General features: G+C 63.3%; 19 protein-coding genes and 1 pseudogene. 11 read left to right on the top strand and 9 right to left on the bottom strand.

All coding sequences use genetic code 11. The features are described from left to right. Nucleotides 1-10 precede the first annotated feature (10 nt). The 3 genes from minD (at nt 11) to BRAD3257_RS21580 (ending at nt 1,462) form a co-directional block, all read left to right on the top strand. Nucleotides 11-826, top strand: a complete 816-nt coding sequence (minD, locus tag BRAD3257_RS21590) for a septum site-determining protein MinD (RefSeq protein ID WP_122403481.1) — start codon at nt 11-13, stop codon at nt 824-826. Beyond that, nucleotides 823-1,104 (top strand): cell division topological specificity factor MinE, encoded by a 282-nt coding sequence (gene minE, locus BRAD3257_RS21585; protein ID WP_035703963.1) that lies wholly within the window; start codon nt 823-825, stop codon nt 1,102-1,104. The genes minD and minE overlap by 4 nt, the downstream gene beginning before the upstream one ends. A 172-nt stretch (nt 1,105-1,276) precedes the next feature. Next, complete coding sequence (locus BRAD3257_RS21580) at nt 1,277-1,462, top strand: hypothetical protein (RefSeq protein WP_027572193.1); 186 nt, start codon at nt 1,277-1,279, stop codon at nt 1,460-1,462. Nucleotides 1,463-1,483: 21 nt separating this feature from the next. Here the strand turns inward: BRAD3257_RS21580 and BRAD3257_RS21575 are convergent, their stop codons facing one another. Then, a complete protein-coding gene (locus BRAD3257_RS21575; protein ID WP_122403480.1) occupies nt 1,484-1,735 on the bottom strand; it encodes a hypothetical protein in 252 nt (83 codons plus the stop codon). 107 nt (nt 1,736-1,842) lie between these two features. Then, nucleotides 1,843-2,235: a hypothetical protein gene (locus BRAD3257_RS21570; RefSeq protein ID WP_122403479.1), complete on the bottom strand. Its 393-nt coding sequence runs from the start codon at nt 2,233-2,235 to the stop codon at nt 1,843-1,845. A gap of 128 nt (nt 2,236-2,363) precedes the next feature. Between BRAD3257_RS21570 and BRAD3257_RS21565 the strand changes: the two genes are divergently transcribed. Then, entirely contained in the window at nt 2,364-3,146 is a 783-nt protein-coding gene (locus tag BRAD3257_RS21565) for an SDR family NAD(P)-dependent oxidoreductase (protein WP_122403478.1), read from the top strand. 85 nt (nt 3,147-3,231) lie between these two features. Here BRAD3257_RS21565 and BRAD3257_RS21560 read toward each other — a convergent pair whose 3' ends face one another. Continuing rightward, entirely contained in the window at nt 3,232-3,462 is a 231-nt protein-coding gene (locus tag BRAD3257_RS21560) for a DUF6894 family protein (RefSeq protein ID WP_122403477.1), read from the bottom strand. Between the two features lie 369 nt (nt 3,463-3,831). Next, entirely contained in the window at nt 3,832-4,947 is a 1,116-nt protein-coding gene (locus tag BRAD3257_RS21555; protein WP_122403476.1) for a hypothetical protein, read from the bottom strand. A 321-nt stretch (nt 4,948-5,268) separates the two neighbouring features. Here BRAD3257_RS21555 and BRAD3257_RS21550 point away from each other — a divergent pair, with 321 nt between their 5' ends. Next, nucleotides 5,269-5,886: a L,D-transpeptidase gene (locus BRAD3257_RS21550; protein ID WP_162500602.1), complete on the top strand. Its 618-nt coding sequence runs from the start codon at nt 5,269-5,271 to the stop codon at nt 5,884-5,886. A gap of 42 nt (nt 5,887-5,928) precedes the next feature. Here BRAD3257_RS21550 and BRAD3257_RS21545 read toward each other — a convergent pair whose 3' ends face one another. Then, nucleotides 5,929-6,360, bottom strand: coding sequence for a COG4315 family predicted lipoprotein (locus tag BRAD3257_RS21545; RefSeq protein ID WP_122403475.1), 432 nt, complete (start codon nt 6,358-6,360; stop codon nt 5,929-5,931). Between the two features lie 117 nt (nt 6,361-6,477). Next, the gene (locus tag BRAD3257_RS21540) at nt 6,478-6,942 is read right to left on the bottom strand and encodes a MarR family winged helix-turn-helix transcriptional regulator (protein ID WP_122403474.1); all 465 of its coding nucleotides are present in this window, start codon (nt 6,940-6,942) and stop codon (nt 6,478-6,480) included. A 94-nt stretch (nt 6,943-7,036) separates the two neighbouring features. Between BRAD3257_RS21540 and BRAD3257_RS21535 the strand changes: the two genes are divergently transcribed. The 3 genes from BRAD3257_RS21535 to BRAD3257_RS21525 all read left to right on the top strand — a co-directional run bounded on the left by BRAD3257_RS21535 (nt 7,037) and on the right by BRAD3257_RS21525 (nt 10,745). After that, a complete protein-coding gene (locus BRAD3257_RS21535; RefSeq protein ID WP_162500297.1) occupies nt 7,037-8,959 on the top strand; it encodes an FAD-binding monooxygenase in 1,923 nt (640 codons plus the stop codon). Between the two features lie 152 nt (nt 8,960-9,111). Next, nucleotides 9,112-10,191, top strand: a complete 1,080-nt coding sequence (locus BRAD3257_RS21530; protein ID WP_122403472.1) for an SH3 domain-containing protein — start codon at nt 9,112-9,114, stop codon at nt 10,189-10,191. A gap of 272 nt (nt 10,192-10,463) precedes the next feature. Continuing rightward, nucleotides 10,464-10,745 carry a hypothetical protein gene (locus BRAD3257_RS21525; RefSeq protein WP_162500296.1) on the top strand — a complete coding sequence of 94 codons (282 nt, stop codon included), beginning with the start codon at nt 10,464-10,466 and terminating at the stop codon, nt 10,743-10,745. A gap of 36 nt (nt 10,746-10,781) precedes the next feature. Here the strand turns inward: BRAD3257_RS21525 and BRAD3257_RS21520 are convergent, their stop codons facing one another. Both BRAD3257_RS21520 and BRAD3257_RS21515 read right to left on the bottom strand, forming a co-directional pair. Then, entirely contained in the window at nt 10,782-12,131 is a 1,350-nt protein-coding gene (locus tag BRAD3257_RS21520) for an IS701 family transposase (protein ID WP_122400733.1), read from the bottom strand. A gap of 74 nt (nt 12,132-12,205) precedes the next feature. Then, nucleotides 12,206-12,965: pseudogene (locus BRAD3257_RS21515) on the bottom strand (IS5 family transposase). Nucleotides 12,966-13,102: 137 nt separating this feature from the next. Here BRAD3257_RS21515 and BRAD3257_RS21510 point away from each other — a divergent pair. The 3 genes from BRAD3257_RS21510 to BRAD3257_RS21500 all read left to right on the top strand — a co-directional run bounded on the left by BRAD3257_RS21510 (nt 13,103) and on the right by BRAD3257_RS21500 (nt 15,319). Beyond that, entirely contained in the window at nt 13,103-14,452 is a 1,350-nt protein-coding gene (locus BRAD3257_RS21510) for an IS701 family transposase (RefSeq protein ID WP_122400733.1), read from the top strand. A 270-nt stretch (nt 14,453-14,722) separates the two neighbouring features. Next, a complete protein-coding gene (locus BRAD3257_RS21505) occupies nt 14,723-14,929 on the top strand; it encodes a hypothetical protein (RefSeq protein WP_162500295.1) in 207 nt (68 codons plus the stop codon). Between the two features lie 72 nt (nt 14,930-15,001). Continuing rightward, a complete protein-coding gene (locus BRAD3257_RS21500) occupies nt 15,002-15,319 on the top strand; it encodes a hypothetical protein (RefSeq protein WP_162500601.1) in 318 nt (105 codons plus the stop codon). A gap of 23 nt (nt 15,320-15,342) precedes the next feature. Here BRAD3257_RS21500 and BRAD3257_RS21495 read toward each other — a convergent pair whose 3' ends face one another. Next, complete coding sequence (locus tag BRAD3257_RS21495) at nt 15,343-15,687, bottom strand: DMT family transporter (protein WP_122403468.1); 345 nt, start codon at nt 15,685-15,687, stop codon at nt 15,343-15,345. Nucleotides 15,688-15,707: the final 20 nt, after the last annotated feature.

Raw genomic sequence — 15,707 nt, 5'->3', positions numbered from 1 at the left:
GACATTTGCGATGAGTAAGGTACTGGTCGTGACATCAGGCAAGGGCGGGGTCGGCAAGACTACCACGACCGCCGCGCTGGGAGCGGCGCTCGCGCAGCGCGGCGACAAGGTGGTCGTCGTCGATTTCGACGTCGGCTTGCGCAACCTCGACCTCGTGATGGGCGCCGAACGCCGCGTGGTGTTCGACCTCATCAACGTGGTGCAGGGGGTGGCAAAGCTGCCGCAGGCGCTGATCCGCGACAAGCGGCTGGAGAATCTGTGGCTGCTGCCGGCTTCGCAAACCCGCGACAAGGACGCGCTGACGGAAGAGGGCGTCGGCAAGGTCATCGCCGAGTTGCGCAGCCGCTTCGACTGGGTGATCTGCGACAGCCCGGCCGGCATCGAGCGCGGCGCGTCCATGGCGATGCGCTTCGCGGACGAGGCCGTGATCGTCACCAATCCGGAAGTCTCCTCGGTGCGCGATTCCGACCGCATCATCGGCATGCTCGATTCCAAGACGGTGCGGGCCGAGAAGGGTGAGCGGGTCGAGAAGCACATTCTCATAACCCGCTACGATCCCTCGCGCGCCGCGCGGGGCGAGATGCTGACCATCGACGACATCCTCGAGATCCTGGCCACGCCCTTGCTCGGCATCATCCCCGAGAGCCAGGACGTGTTGAAGGCCTCCAACGTCGGCACACCGGTGACTCTGTCCAACGCGGACGGCGCGCCGGCGCGGGCCTACATGGACGCGGCCAAGCGCCTCTGCGGCGAGAACGTGACGATGCATGTTCCTGCCGAGCGGAGAGGCCTGATGGATCGTCTGCTGCGACGGAGGGCTGCATGAGCATGGGTCTGCTTCGACTTCTCCGCGGCAAGAAGGCCTCGGCGCCCGTCGCTCGCGAACGGCTGCAGATCCTGCTTGCCCATGAACGCGGAATGCGCGGCCAGCCCGATCTGCTCGGTGTGCTGCGTGAGGAAATTCTCGCCGTCGTGTCCAAGCATGTGACGCTGGACCCGACCAAGGTCATCGTCCGGCTCGAGCGCGGCGACGAAGTCTCGACCCTGGAGGTCGACATCGAGGTGCCCAACGACTTCGAGCGCAAGAAGGTGGCGGTCGCGTAGGGCACGCGGCCGAAGATTCCCGTTATGGGGTGGGTGAGAAGGCGGTCCGCCGGGCATGGCGGCCGCCTTGTCTTCGGGCTCACGTCGATCGGACGGAACGCGCCCGGGCTTCAATCGTTGTGAACAACCCGCGGGAGCGTTGCACCGCAGTTGGTCAGACCGGAGAGCGCCCATGATGTCCGAGGTCCAGGTCCATACCGTTGCCCGGCAGATGCTCGAGCAGCACGGTTTTGCTGCGATCGCGAAGGCCGCCGAGCAGGCTCAGGCCTGCGAGGGCCGCGGCGAGGCCGAGGAGGCCAAGGAGTGGCGTCACATCGTGGACGCCATGAAGATCATGCGCGGCCCGCATCAGAGCTGACATTCAGAGGCCCGGTCACGCTCAACGCTCTCCGCGGTCAGCGCCTTGCGACGAAGTGCGATTGTGTGTCTGGGGCTGCGCACGCTCGCCCGACTCCTTGCAGGGGAGCGGTTCCCACGTGCCGTCCGGCGCCTGCTGATAGGCACTGCAGGACGACGACGATGTGGGTTTTTCCTCGCCCTTCTGGGCATCGGAATTCCTCGCCAGTGCGGGCGCAGTCAGCACCGTGGCGGCCGCAATCGCGCCGGCGAAAACGCAATGGATACTCCGCATGAGGACCTCCTGTTCGAATTCCAGGAGGCCGCATGCTTTCGAGGATTGTGACGATTTTGGGCCGTAGCGCAGGTTCCGTCGCGGCGTGCTTAACACCGCGAAACCGGCTAGCCGCCCTTGCTGCGGATCAGGCCGGCGAGGTTGGTCTTTTGGGCCTCGCACCAGCCGGGCATGCCGAGGCGGCGCTGGTCCATGTCGGTCGCCTGGGTCGCGACCGCGACCTCGGCCATCAAATCATCGTCCTGCTTCTCACCCATCTTGCCGCCAGTGTGCATCCAGGCAATCGCCTTACGTACCTTCTCGGTGGTGCCGTCGGGCAGATGCATCTGCTGCGCCCTCTGCACGAGGTCCTGATAGACGAGGTCCGTATTGGGACACTCGACCTTGGCGGCGAAGGCCTGCAAGACCATCGTCACATAGGTCGACCGCGGCGGCGCGTCGGCCGCCTGCGCCGGCGCAGCCATCAGCAACAGGCCCGTCATCAGAAAACCGGCGCGCATCCCTGGAACCTCCTCCGTTTTTTTGAGAGGCTAGCGTCCGGCGCGCCGCTCGGCAATGGGGCTGGAGCGCGATTGTCGTCCGTCCGGGCGGTGGGCTAACCTGGCGCTCCCCAGCCGCGGAGCGCAACATGAGCCTGTTGAGCACGCCGTTCGATCCCGCATACGACACCGCGCTCGTCACCGGCGCGGGCAACGGCATCGGCCGCGCGATCGCGCTAGGCTTGGTCGGCGAGGGCGTCCGCACCATGTTCGCGGATGTGAACGCGGAGCGGGTGCGTGCCGCGATCAGCGCGAGCGAGAGGCCCGATTTGGCCGTGCCTTGGGTCGGCGATCTCGCCAGGCTCGAGGCCTGCGATGAGCTGTTGACTGCCGCACATGCCGCGCTGGGCGCGATCACGCATTTCGTCCACAGCGCCTCGCCGCCGCGGCGGGAGGCCGATCATGCGCTCGCGGTCGATCGCAGGACATGGCAGGAGATGCACGCCGTCAATCTCGATGCCGGATTTCATCTGGCGCGCGAGCTCGCAAAACGGCTGATCGCGGCGAAGCGGCCGGGCTCGTTCCTGTTTCTGACCTCGCTGCATGCGGGCACCCCGCGCAACCTGCCGCATTATTCGACGGCGAAGGCGGGGCTGGGGATGTTGGTGAAGGAGCTGGCCAAGACGTTTGGCCGCCATGATATCCGCGTCAACGCGCTGGTGCCCGGCGCGATCGCAGCCGGTGGCTTCGTTGCCGATCCCGCGCTGGCGCGGCACATTCCGCTAGGGCGTCTCGGCGAGGCCCAGGATCTCGTGCCGATGGCGCTCACGGTGCTGTCGAACAAGCTTTCCGCTTACGTCACCGGCGCAGCCTTCGTCGTCGATGGCGGATTGTCGCTAACGAACTGGTTCGAGCCGCCGACGCTGGACTAAAGCGCGATGAGATTTGGATGAATCGTCATCGCGCTTTAGCTTGTTGTTTACGCATGATCTTTCCGGATCATGCTTTAGGCTCAGCTTAGCGCTGCCAGGCCGGCACCGGATCGAGCGGCGTGCGATAGAGCTCGTTGTGATCGCCATCGGTGACGCGCACCGCGCAACCCTTCTGCTGCAGCTCCGGCTTCACCTGCGACAGCTCGCACGCCAATTGATCGGCGCGATCGGAGGCAACCTCGATGTCTTCGAGGATGATTCCACCTTGGTTCTTGAACTCTTCACCAACCACGAGATCGAAAGAGTAGTAGGGCATCCGACTTCCCCCGGTGTGACGATCTGAGCTTCAGCGCAAGTCTCAACGCATGTCGGATGGTACCACTGAGTCGATATCTGCCGAATGTACTAGCCGCGCAATCTCTGGGCTTATGGCGCAGAAATGATGTGCAGCGTGCGGGTTCGTTAAGATTTTGTTAAATATATCCGCGGGATCATAAGGCATGGAATTGCAGCAGAACCGGGCTCCGGGAACCGGCAGCTGCAAGAGAAGGCCGGCGGCATAGATCCCGACGGCCTTTTCTCTTGAGCGGAAGACGAACGAGGCATCGCTTCCGTAATCGCCCGGACTCAACGCATCACACCGACTCGGACAGCGTGCGCGATGTCGTGCTGTCGTCTGCCGCTGCTAGCGCAGCGGCATCGGCGGACGCACGACAGGTCCGTCGTCATCGGCAACGGCTTGCGTCGTCGCAACGGGCGCCGCTGGCGGCGGGGCCGCGGCTGCCTGCGATGGCGGTGGAGGCGCGGGCGGCGCGGGCGAATAGGCCGGCATGTAGGTCCGCGTCACGGCCGGCCTGACAGCCGGTTTGGGCTTGCGAAGCGGCGGCGCGGGAGGCTGCGGCGGGAGCGCAGCAGCGCGCGGGCGCGGATCGGCCGGCCTCGTCTCAACAGCCACTGGCCTGGGCGCAGGCGGCTTCGCCATCTCACGCGCCATCTGCTCCTGTCCGGCCTTCAACTCGGCGATGTTGGCCTTGAGCTGCTCGATCTGCTGCGCCATCGCGGCGATATCGTTCGTCATTGACTGCAACGACTGCGACTGCAACGACTGCGAGGTGTCGGGCTGCGCTGTTGCGGGCGCGGCGGCAAGCTGGGTCGCAGGCGGGGTCGCAGCTTGATCGGCCGCTTGTTCGGTTACCGCTGGCGCTTCAGGCGGGGCAGCTTGCGCCGCCGCGACGGGCGTCGCCTGCGGGGTCGAAGACATCAGCGGCATGGAAGACGGCATCAGCGACGTCAATACCGGCGTCCATTCGGCGAGCATTTGCTTTGCTGTGTCGCCGTGCTTCTCCCAGGCGATGGCGGCCGCCACGCTGGTGCCCGCAAGCAGGAACGTGACGAACGCACCGCGCAGCCACTTGCCGATCGAGGATCGCTTCGGCCTGACCGGACCATCACTGGACGTGACGCGGACAGCCGTGTCGACCGACGGTGCCGCGGCGGGCTTTCCGTAGACGACGTTGATGGTGGGCTCGGGCGCGCGCGGCGGCTCCACAGTGAACTTCGGCTCCGGAGTAAACTTTGCCTCCGGAGTAAACTTTGGCTCCGGAGTAAACTTGGGCTCCGGAGTAAACTTGGGCTCCGGACGCGGCGCGATCTCCGGCGCCAGCGCGGGGGGCACGCTGGCTGGCCGCGAAGCCAGCACGATCTCCGGAGAGATCTGAAGCGCGTCATGCGGATCGTTGTCCTTGATCGTGTCCTTCACGATCTCATCGACGATTTGCTTGGCATTCAGCGTCGCGAGCATCGCAGCTCCTTTGAAGCCCGGTTGATGAGGTTTAATTCGTCCGCATTGGCGCGGGGCTGATCTGAGGTGAGCCCATGCCGATCCCCATGCCGCAACGAGTCCAGCCGGGTTTGACCAAAGCAAGGCGAGGGAATGGAGATGATGCGACAGTCTTCCGCCGTTTGTGGTGATGGAACCCGGTTTGTCGAACACGCGCAATTGTTCCATCCTGCCTTGTTTTCAGCACGATTTTGGCAGCATGTGGGGCTGCTGGGGGCGCTGCTATCCGCTATCCGGGGGCCGGCGGTGCCAAGATCTCTACTCGTTTTGTTCGTCGCAGCCATGTTGCCGCTGGGCGGCTGCATGCAGGCGACGCTTTCGCCATCGACGGATGCGAGCATGACGCCGCGCGACCGTCAGTTGCTCGCGCACACGCCTTATGCGCAGGCGAACGTGCCCGAGCAATATCTCCGCCACATCGTGGACTACCGTCGCAAGGAGCAGCCGGGCACGATCCTGGTCGATACCGATGCGCGTTACCTCTATTACGTGCTGCCCGATGGCAAGGCGATCCGCTACGGCGTTGCGGTCGGTGAGGAAGCCATGGCGTTTTCCGGCGTCGCGCGTGTCGGCCGCTTGGCGGAATGGCCGGACTGGGTTCCGACAGCGGATATCCAGGCGCGACTCGGCCCCTATCCGGCGCGCGTTCCCGGGGGGCCTGCCAATCCGCTGGGCGCGCGGGGCATCTATCTCTATGTCGGCAACAAGGACACGCTCTACCGCATCCACGGTACCAACCAGCCCGAATATATCGGGCAGGCGATCTCGTCCGGCTGCATCCGGATGCGCAACGAGGACGTGATCGATCTCTATGATCGGGTGAAGCTGGGCTCTACCGTGGTGGTACTGCCGCCAGGTCAGAGCGCGCAGGCCGAAACGGGCGGGCGCTGGCGCGGGTGAGGCTGCGCGACCGGCCGTTCGAGCCAGGTTGTTTCTGCGCTGCTACTCAGGCCGGGCAATGCGCCATTGCAGCGTCGTGGCATTGCCGTTGGCATCGCCCGGCGCCTTGTCGGCGGGCGAGGTGTAGAGCGGGCGGTAGCGGTACGCCCACATCTTGGTGCCGTCGTTGCGGCTGATCACGGTGAAGTCGCCGACAGCCTTGGCGTCGGCCGTCGCCGCCAGCGGCACCCAGCTCTCGGTGCACTTGCCGTTGCAGTTCGAGGTCTTCCCGGTGGTGTCGCGCTCGTAATAATAAAGCGTCATGCCCTTGAGATCGACGAGCTTGGGACCCTGCTTGGTCAGGACCACCTTCGCCGGTGCCGTCGTCGCCTCGGGTTTCGGCGGGGGCGGGGTATCGCCGCCGCCATGGCCGTTGGCGAGCGCGTGACCGGTCGAGAGCGCGATGGCTGCGGCCATAACGACGAACCTGGACATCCGAAACTCCGCCCCGCAAAGTTAATCGCGCGTTAAGCGCCCAATGCGGCCGACGTTAGCAGCCGAAGGTTAGTTCCTGGTTTCGTGCGCTGCGACAATTACGGACGGCGTGCGGCATCAGACCTGCGCATCGCGCAGCGGAGCGCGGCTGAGCTCATTGCCGGCGGCGATGGCCTTGCGCAAGAGCCGCATCAGCTCCTCGCTCTCCTTCGCGCTGAGACCACGCAGCATGATGCGCTGCGCGGATTCGACGGCCGGCGTGATCTTGCGCAGCGTGCGCCGGCCTTCGTCGGTGATCTCAAGCTCCCGCGCGCGGCGGTCGCGGCTGGAGGGGCGGCGCTCCGCGAGGCCCTTCTGGACGAGGCGGTCGATCACGCCGGTGATGGTGGTACGATCGTAGGCGATCAATCCTGCGAGCGTTACCTGGTCCAGCCCCGGATTGGCCTTGATGGTCGCGAGCGCGGCGTACTGCACCGGCGTGAGATCGAAGCCGGCGTCTTCGACCTCGGCCAGGAACACCGCGACCGCGATCTGCTGGAAGCGGCGCGCCAGATGCCCGGGCATGTCGTTGTGGTCTTTCACCGAAGTCTCCGCGGAGGGTGAGGGTCATTGACAAGTATACTGATAGTCAGCATACTGATCAATATCCAAACAGAAGTTGACGGGAGAGGTGCTCATGCAATTCCATCTCAATGGATTTCAGCCGGGCGACCCAGAAATCGCCGATCCCGCTGCGCGCGTTCAGGCGTCGGGGGCGGCGGGAAGCGTGCCTGCCGAGGTCGACGTTCTCATCGTCGGCTGCGGGCCTGCCGGCCTGACGCTCGCCGCTCAGCTTGCGCAATTCCCCGATATCAAGACCTGCATCGTCGAGCAGAAGCCGGAGCGCCTGCTGGTCGGGCAGGCCGACGGTATCGCCTGCCGCACCATGGAGATGTTCCACGCCTATGGCTTCAGCGAACGTGTGCTGAAGGAGGCCTATTGGGTCAACGAGACGACGTTCTGGAAGCCGGATGAGCGGACGCCGGAGAAGATCACGCGCAGCGGCCGGGTGCAGGACGTCGAGGACGGACTGTCGGAATTCCCGCACGTCATCCTGAACCAGGCGCGCGTCCATGACTGCTTTCTCGACGTCATGCGCAAATCGCCGGCGAAGCTCGCGCCATATTACAGCCGGCGCGTGCTTGACCTCCATGTCGATCCGGCGGCTGATGCCGCCGATCATGCCGTGATCGTGCGGCTCGAACGCGTCGATGCTGGAAACGAGGGGAAGGTCGAGACGATCAGGGCGCGCTACGTCGTCGGCTGCGACGGCGCACGCAGCACGGTGCGCAAATCGATCGGGCGCGAGCTGCAGGGCGATTCCGCCAACCACGCCTGGGGCGTGATGGACGTGCTGGCCGTGACGGATTTCCCTGATATCCGCTTCAAGTCCCTGATCCAGTCGGCCAAGGACGGCAGCCTGCTGATCATTCCGCGCGAAGGCGGCTACATGGTCCGCATCTATGTCGAGCTCGCAAAACTCGACGTCGGCGAGCGCGTCGCCAATCGCAACATCACTGCCGACGACGTGATTGCGAAAGCGCAGCGGATCCTGAAGCCGTATTCGCTCGAGGTGAAGGAAATCGCCTGGTGGTCGGTCTACGAGATCGGCCAGCGCCTGACCGACAAGTTCGACGATGTGCCGGAGGCGGAGATCGATACGCGCCTGCCGCGCATCTTCATCGCCGGCGATGCCTGCCACACCCACAGCCCGAAGGCCGGGCAGGGCATGAATGTCTCGATGCAGGATGCCTTCAATCTCGGTTGGAAGCTCGCCGCCGTGCTCCGCAAGCAATGTGCGCCGAGCTTGCTGCACTCCTATTCGGCGGAGCGCCAGGCGGTCGCGAAGGAGTTGATCGATTTCGACCGCGAATGGGCGGGAATTCTCGCTTCCGCCGCGAAGGCCGCCGGTGCCGATGCGGCGAAGACACAGGATTATTTCGTCCGGCACGGCCGCTACACGGCAGGGACGGCGACGCATTACCGTCCATCGGTTCTCACCGGCGCGGCCACGCATCAGCATCTCGCGGAAGGCCTCGTTATCGGCAAGCGCTTCCATTCTGCGCCGGTGATCCGTGTGGCGGACGCCAAGCCGGTGCATCTCGGCCACGCGGCGCAGGCCGATGGCCGATTCCGCATCTACGCGTTTTCGCCTGCCGAGAATCCTGCGGCTGCCGGCTCGGCCATTCGTGGCTTGTGCAACTTCCTTGCCGAATCCCGGGAATCGCCGATGCGGCGATACACGCCTGTTGGCGCAGACATCGACAGCGTGATCGACCTGCGTGCCGTCTTCCAGCAGGATCATCGTGAGCTTGCCGTCGCGGCGATGCCGCCAATGCTGCTCCCGCGCAAGGGCCGCTATGGTCTGATCGACTACGAGAAGATGTTTTCTCCGGACCTCAAGGGCGGCCAAGACGTCTTCGCAATGCGCGGCATCGATCGAAAAGCCGGCTGCATGGTCGTGGTCCGGCCCGACCAGTATGTCGCCAGCGTGCTGCCGCTCGACGACTTTGCAGGGCTCGCCTCGTACTTCGACGCCTTCATGCTGCCGGTGAACTGACGCTGGAATTGCTACGCTCGCGGTGTCGATGAACGGCGGATGAATATTGAACTCCGCGCGCGGCGTGTTCTCAATCTTTCGGCGGATGCAATGATGACAGGCGGAACGCCCGTTTCGCTTGCGCGTTCCGTCTCGCAGAGGAGGAACATGCCATGAGACTCAGAAGCGTTCTGTTTGCTGCATTGCTGCTCGCCCCGACGGCCGCACTGGCCGCGCCGGGCATCGTCACCGTCTCGACCGGTCTGCGTGCCGGGCCGGGCGCGGGCTTTCCCCTGGTCGATCGCATCCCCGGCGGCGCCCGCGTCAACATCCATGGCTGCCTGCGCGGCAATGCCTGGTGCGACGTGAGCTTCTCCGACGATCGCGGCTGGGTATCCTCGCAATATCTCGAATATCTCTACCGCAATCACTACGTCTATCTCCCCGACTATGTCGACGAGATCGACGTGCCAGTCGTGCCCTTCGTGCTGACCTCGTACTGGTCGAGCTATTATGCGGGACGCCCCTGGTACCGCCGCCACGCTTACTGGAATAATTACTGGATCTCGCACGAGCGCTTTGCGACGCGGATGACGCTCGACCCGGGCGCAGCCCGTATCGGTCGTGCAGCGACGCGTGACGCAGCAATTGCGCTGGAACGTGAAGGCGTGCGTGGCAAGGGTGCCGCCGCGATCTCGGGGCGTGACGCTACGACCTCACGGCACGATGCCGCGATTGCCACCCGCGACGCCGCGATCGCAAGGCGCGACGCTGCGATCGCAAGGCGCGACGCTGCGATCGGAAGGGGCGACGCTGCGATCACGAAGCGTGATGCGGCGATCACGAAACGCGACGCTGCAGTAACGGCCGACCGGACGCGCGTCGGCCGTAGCGAGCGCATCGCGCATGAGCGGGCCAATGTGCAGAGCCGCAATCCGCGCGATGCACAGGCGCGCATGATGCACGAGCAAGCTGCAAGCCGCGCCGCCGTCCGTGCCCAACCGATGGCGCGTGCGCATGAAGCGCCGCGCGTGTCGGCTGCACCTGCCGCACGGCCCGCGACGCCGCACGTGGCGCAGCCGAATGTGAGTCATGGTGCGCCGATGAATGCGCGCGCGCAGATGCCGGCACCGCGCGCGACCGCGCCTGCCATGCCGCATCCCGGCGGCGGTGGCGCTCCGCACGTCAATGCCGCGCCACGTGCGGGTGGCGCCCCGGCCGGCGGTCCCGGCGACGGTCACCAGAAGCACTAAAGCATGATCCGGAAAAGTGCGAAGCGGTTTTCCGGAAAGATCATGCGTAAACAACAAGCTGAAGCGCGATGACGATTCATCCAAATCTCATCGCGCTTCAGCCTTCCCTGGAAAGCCCGGCCCTCGCGCCGGGCTTTCTGCTTGGCGGGCCGCTCAAGTTCCGTGCGCGTACAATTTAAGAAAGTTCTTCGCGGACAGATTTCATCGATCGTAATATGTCTACCCAAAGCTGTAGTCATCCACTCGGGGCAGCGGGGCACCGGAGGATGATGATGAGACAGAGCCAAGCGGAGACGCGCCGTCAGCAAAATGTCGCAAAGCGGTCGATGACCAAGGAGGCCAAGCAGCTGGCCGGCCTGATCGCCGGATTGCGCAAATCTCTCGAAGCGATCCACAAGGAACGGGCGAGCGCGAAGCTCACCGGCGCCGAGATGGGTTTGCTCGACGAGCGTCGCAACAATCTGCTGCTCACCATTGCAGCCCTCGATGACCGCCTCTCGGCGGTGCAGGGCCTGATCAATCTCGGCCGTCCCCATATTATCCGCGTGCACTAGCACTACTTTGGCAGATTGTGTTTTCGCCGCTGTTTTTCACGGATTTGCCTTCGGCAATATGGGCAATGCTGAGACGGCGGCCGAAGGATGAGATCGACGATGGCGTGACGTACGGCTGGCATGGTTGGCTGAGGCGGAGGCCCGTAGATTCTTTTTTTTCCGCCCCGCGTGTGCGAGGCGACGATGTTGCAGGAAGGCGTAGGCAATCATTGTCATCAGGGCGTGGCGATGAAGACCTTGCCATGATCGCCCTTCGAAGTGATCAAGTCCAAGTTCCTCCTTCAACTGCTGATGCGCCTGCTCACAAATCCACCGTGCCTTGATGGTGGCGGCCAGCGTGCGCAGATCCGTCGCCGCCGGAAGATTGGCCAGATAGTATTTCTTCTCCCCGGACGCACGTTGCTCGCCAATGAGCCAGGCTTCGTCGCCCGGGAGATGCTGCTGACCTTTATCCCATATCCGCTGCGGAGGGCCGTCGGCGGTCCGGACACGGACCGCAGCAAATTGGGCTTTAAGCCGACCTTTCGTCCCGCTACGCCAACTCACGGTTTTCCATTTGGCGCCGGCCAGCATTTGCTCGGCCGCAATTGATAAGATATCGGGCACGTGGTGCTTTCGTGGTTTGCCGCGGGCTTTGGTAATCGGCCAAATGAGCTTCACATCGACCGGATACACTTTCAGGTGCCGCGGGATTCCGACAGCCCAGACCAGCCCGCGCTCTGTTAGCCCTTGTCGAAACGGTGCGCTGAGGCCGTATCCTGCATCCGCCAGCACATATCCAAAGCGCACGTTGGCTGCTATCGCGCGGTCAATCTCGGCCAAAGCAATCTCCGGCTTGGACCGTGGCGTTCGATGTTCGACTGGCACGCGAGCGCGCTTCAAACGAGATTCGTCGCTTGTCCAACTGTCAGGCAGAAAGAGACGTAACGCGACCATCACGGGTACTTCGCCGCGCGCAAGCGTCAAAGACACCAGTGTTTGGCAATTTGCCGTTTTACCGAGAGCCGAGGCGTATTGAGCCGCAACACCGACCGAGCGCTCACCCTTCTTGGGAAGTGAGGTGTCATCAATAACCAGCACCGCATCCCTGCCGCCGACAAGTCGGTCCGCCTGGTTGAGCAACTCTGTCTCCAGCGGCGTCGCGTCCCAGACACCGTCCGCAATGAAATGGTGCAACTGGTCGTAGGTGCTGGTGGCAAGGCGTTCCGCCATCGGCTGAACGCTCTTACGATCGCCGGGACCGATCAATCCCGCAACATACAGAGGACACATCCGCTGCCGGGTCTTATGACCCAGTCGGTCCAAGAACGGCATCAGCCAGCGTTCGAGTTCGTCTTCCCATCCCGGCATGGTCAGCCCTCCAAGAGCCGACCACCCATGAATCATTGAAAAATTGATTCGGGAATCCTATAAAACGCGCCAAAATCAACAATCTGCCAAAGTAGTGCTAGGGTCCGGACTCAATTGATCCACCAAGTAACGGCGGCGACCAAGAGGATGGCCGAGAGGAAGTTGTCGGCTCGCTTGTCGTAGCGGGTCGCAATCCGCCTGAAGTCCTTGAGGCGGCAAAACATGCGTTCGATGAGATTGCGTCCTTTGTAGGCCTTCACGTCGTACCGGTGCGGATGCTTGCGAGTTGGGTTGGGCGGAATTACTGCCTTTATTCCGCGCTCGGCCAACCACTCACGCAGGCTATTGGCGTCATAGGCCCTGTCAGCAAGCAATCGTCGAGCAGGAGAGACGGCAGGCAGCAGATCGCGCGCCGCCGTGAGGTCATGGCAGTTGCCAGGCGTGATCACGAAGGCGATCGGACGTCCATAATCCTCGGTCAGCGCGTGGATTTTGGTGGTGCGTCCGCCTCGCGAGCGGCCGACCGCCTGCTGGAAGTCCCCCTTTTGCGCCCGCCGCCGAGCGGTGGGCTTTGATGTGGGTCGCGTCGATGGACATTGTCCCGACCCGGCCGGTTGAGCCAGTCAAGGCGTAGAAAATATTGCCCCACACGCCTTGGCGGCTCCAGCGATTGAAGCGGTTATAGATGGTCGTGTAGGGGCCGTAATCTGCCGGGCAGTCTCGCCAGCGTGCGCCCGATCGCAGCATGTGGAGGATCCCGCTGATCACGCGTCGGTCATCCACGCGATGGGCGCCGCGCCGCCCACGTGGCAACAGCGGTTCAATCCGCTTCCACTCCGCCTCACTCAGCCAATATAGCTTTTGCCCCATCAAGCCCCCCTTCGACTCGGAGGTCTTGAATCACAACTCCGCCTCAGCGGGAATCCCTATTGAGTACAGACCCTAACACTACTTTGGCAGATTGTTGATTTTGGCGCGTTTTATAGGATTCCCGAATCAATTTTTCAATGATTCATGGGTGGTCGGCTCTTGGAGGGCTGACCATGCCGGGATGGGAAGACGAACTCGAACGCTGGCTGATGCCGTTCTTGGACCGACTGGGTCATAAGACCCGGCAGCGGATGTGTCCTCTGTATGTTGCGGGATTGATCGGTCCCGGCGATCGTAAGAGCGTTCAGCCGATGGCGGAACGCCTTGCCACCAGCACCTACGACCAGTTGCACCATTTCATTGCGGACGGTGTCTGGGACGCGACGCCGCTGGAGACAGAGTTGCTCAACCAGGCGGACCGACTTGTCGGCGGCAGGGATGCGGTGCTGGTTATTGATGACACCTCACTTCCCAAGAAGGGTGAGCGCTCGGTCGGTGTTGCGGCTCAATACGCCTCGGCTCTCGGTAAAACGGCAAATTGCCAAACACTGGTGTCTTTGACGCTTGCGCGCGGCGAAGTACCCGTGATGGTCGCGTTACGTCTCTTTCTGCCTGACAGTTGGACAAGCGACGAATCTCGTTTGAAGCGCGCTCGCGTGCCAGTCGAACATCGAACGCCACGGTCCAAGCCGGAGATTGCTTTGGCCGAGATTGACCGCGCGATAGCAGCCAACGTGCGCTTTGGATATGTGCTGGCGGATGCAGGATACGGCCTCAGCGCACCGTTTCGACAAGGGCTAACAGAGCGCGGGCTGGTCTGGGCTGTCGGAATCCCGCGGCACCTGAAAGTGTATCCGGTCGATGTGAAGCTCATTTGGCCGATTACCAAAGCCCGCGGCAAACCACGAAAGCACCACGTGCCCGATATCTTATCAATTGCGGCCGAGCAAATGCTGGCCGGCGCCAAATGGAAAACCGTGAGTTGGCGTAGCGGGACGAAAGGTCGGCTTAAAGCCCAATTTGCTGCGGTCCGTGTCCGGACCGCCGACGGCCCTCCGCAGCGGATATGGGATAAAGGTCAGCAGCATCTCCCAGGCGACGAAGCCTGGCTCATTGGCGAGCAACGTGCGTCCGGGGAGAAGAAATACTATCTGGCCAATCTTCCGGCGGCGACGGATCTGCGCACGCTGGCCGCCACCATCAAGGCACGGTGGATTTGTGAGCAGGCGCATCAGCAGTTGAAGGAGGAACTTGGACTTGATCACTTCGAAGGGCGATCATGGCAAGGTCTTCATCGCCACGCCCTGATGACAATGATTGCCTACGCCTTCCTGCAACATCGTCGCCTCGCACACGCGGGGCGGAAAAAAAAGAATCTACGGGCCTCCGCCTCAGCCAACCATGCCAGCCGTACGTCACGCCATCGTCGATCTCATCCTTCGGCCGCCGTCTCAGCATTGCCCATATTGCCGAAGGCAAATCCGTGAAAAACAGCGGCGAAAACACAATCTGCCAAAGTAGTGCTAAAGCGCGATGAGATTTGGATGAATCGTCATCGCGCTTTAGCTTGTTGTTTACGCATGATCTTTCCGGAAAACCGCTTCGCACTTTTCCGGATCATGCTTTAGCGCCGATCCGAACAGCAGGATCGGCTCCGTTGCCGATGGTACGGGGCCGGCCATACTGCCTGCGGATGGCATCAAATTGCCACGCTCCCGGCGAATTGCCGCCAAAGCCCGCTGCCACGAGGAGGCCGGGTGCAGGGCGACGCAAGGGGATGCGAATTGGCCTACAAGATGGTCGCAGAACGCGACAACGAGAAGTACAGTTTCGCCCGCGAGAGCCGGCTGCTCATCGTGGCGAAGGCGAAAGTGTGGGCGAGCGAGGGCTGGCGGGTCGTCATTACCGACCAGGACGGCAAGGCCTACGCGCCGCCCGAATTCGATCAGCCGTCGGCCGCGTGATCGCACGCCGGGCGAGGGGGACCACATTTGACGTCGCTGTTTCGACCGGGACGCGACTTGACCGCGCTCTTGATGATTCTTGCAGCCGCAGTGCTGACGGCGACGGCCGCCGTCGCGCAAAATCTCGACGCCGGCAAATCGCCCGCGAAGATCTTCGCTGAAGGCTGCGCGACCTGCCACCGCAGCCCACGCGGCCTTGCCAAGGGCCGCTTCAGCCTGACGCTGTCCTGGTTCCTGAGGGATCATTACGCAACCAGCTCCGACTCGGCCAAGGCACTTGCCGCCTATCTCGAGTCGGTTGATGAGCCGCCGCCCCGGGGTTCGGGCAAGCCCGGTGCAAAGGCGCCCCGTTCGGCGCCGCGTCCGCCCAAGCCGGTGCAGAGCCAATAACGGCGCGCCGTGGCATTCCGGCATCAACGCATCGTGGTCTCCGAGAACAGGTTGATGATCACGACCCCTGATACGATCAGCGCGATGCCGACGAAGGCTGCAGCGTCCAGTATCTGGCGGAACAGCACGAATGAAACGGTGGCGGTCAGGATGATGCCGACCCCGCCCCAGATCGCATAGGCGATGCTCAACGGGATGACCCGGATCGCCACCGACAGCGCGTAGAACGAGGCGGCGTAGAACAGCACCATCGCCAGCGTCGGCCAGGGACGGGTGAATTGCGCGGACTGCTGCAGCAACGCCGACGCCGTGACCTCGAACACGATGGCAAGGGCGAGAGCTGCGTAGGCATTGAAGGCGGAGGTCATGAGCCCGAGCCCATATCATG

This window comes from Bradyrhizobium vignae (assembly GCF_900324035.1).
Classification (GTDB): Bacteria; Pseudomonadota; Alphaproteobacteria; order Rhizobiales; family Xanthobacteraceae; genus Bradyrhizobium; species Bradyrhizobium vignae.
This window is presented reverse-complemented; position numbering and strand designations above follow the sequence as displayed.

Coding starts and splice junctions, on each gene's coding strand:
- minE (WP_035703963.1), top strand. CDS start 823: ATGAGCATGGGTCTGCTTCGACTTCTCCGCGGCAAGAAGGCCTCGGCG.
- BRAD3257_RS21555 (WP_122403476.1), bottom strand. CDS start 4,947: ATGCTCGCGACGCTGAATGCCAAGCAAATCGTCGATGAGATCGTGAAG.
- BRAD3257_RS21560 (WP_122403477.1), bottom strand. CDS start 3,462: ATGCCCTACTACTCTTTCGATCTCGTGGTTGGTGAAGAGTTCAAGAAC.
- BRAD3257_RS21535 (WP_162500297.1), top strand. CDS start 7,037: ATGCAATTCCATCTCAATGGATTTCAGCCGGGCGACCCAGAAATCGCC.
- BRAD3257_RS21565 (WP_122403478.1), top strand. CDS start 2,364: ATGAGCCTGTTGAGCACGCCGTTCGATCCCGCATACGACACCGCGCTC.
- BRAD3257_RS21520 (WP_122400733.1), bottom strand. CDS start 12,131: ATGATTCATGGGTGGTCGGCTCTTGGAGGGCTGACCATGCCGGGATGG.
- BRAD3257_RS21500 (WP_162500601.1), top strand. CDS start 15,002: ATGATTCTTGCAGCCGCAGTGCTGACGGCGACGGCCGCCGTCGCGCAA.
- BRAD3257_RS21570 (WP_122403479.1), bottom strand. CDS start 2,235: ATGCGCGCCGGTTTTCTGATGACGGGCCTGTTGCTGATGGCTGCGCCG.
- BRAD3257_RS21575 (WP_122403480.1), bottom strand. CDS start 1,735: ATGCGGAGTATCCATTGCGTTTTCGCCGGCGCGATTGCGGCCGCCACG.
- BRAD3257_RS21550 (WP_162500602.1), top strand. CDS start 5,269: ATGTTGCCGCTGGGCGGCTGCATGCAGGCGACGCTTTCGCCATCGACG.
- BRAD3257_RS21510 (WP_122400733.1), top strand. CDS start 13,103: ATGATTCATGGGTGGTCGGCTCTTGGAGGGCTGACCATGCCGGGATGG.
- BRAD3257_RS21525 (WP_162500296.1), top strand. CDS start 10,464: ATGAGACAGAGCCAAGCGGAGACGCGCCGTCAGCAAAATGTCGCAAAG.
- minD (WP_122403481.1), top strand. CDS start 11: ATGAGTAAGGTACTGGTCGTGACATCAGGCAAGGGCGGGGTCGGCAAG.
- BRAD3257_RS21530 (WP_122403472.1), top strand. CDS start 9,112: ATGAGACTCAGAAGCGTTCTGTTTGCTGCATTGCTGCTCGCCCCGACG.
- BRAD3257_RS21580 (WP_027572193.1), top strand. CDS start 1,277: ATGATGTCCGAGGTCCAGGTCCATACCGTTGCCCGGCAGATGCTCGAG.
- BRAD3257_RS21495 (WP_122403468.1), bottom strand. CDS start 15,687: ATGACCTCCGCCTTCAATGCCTACGCAGCTCTCGCCCTTGCCATCGTG.
- BRAD3257_RS21545 (WP_122403475.1), bottom strand. CDS start 6,360: ATGTCCAGGTTCGTCGTTATGGCCGCAGCCATCGCGCTCTCGACCGGT.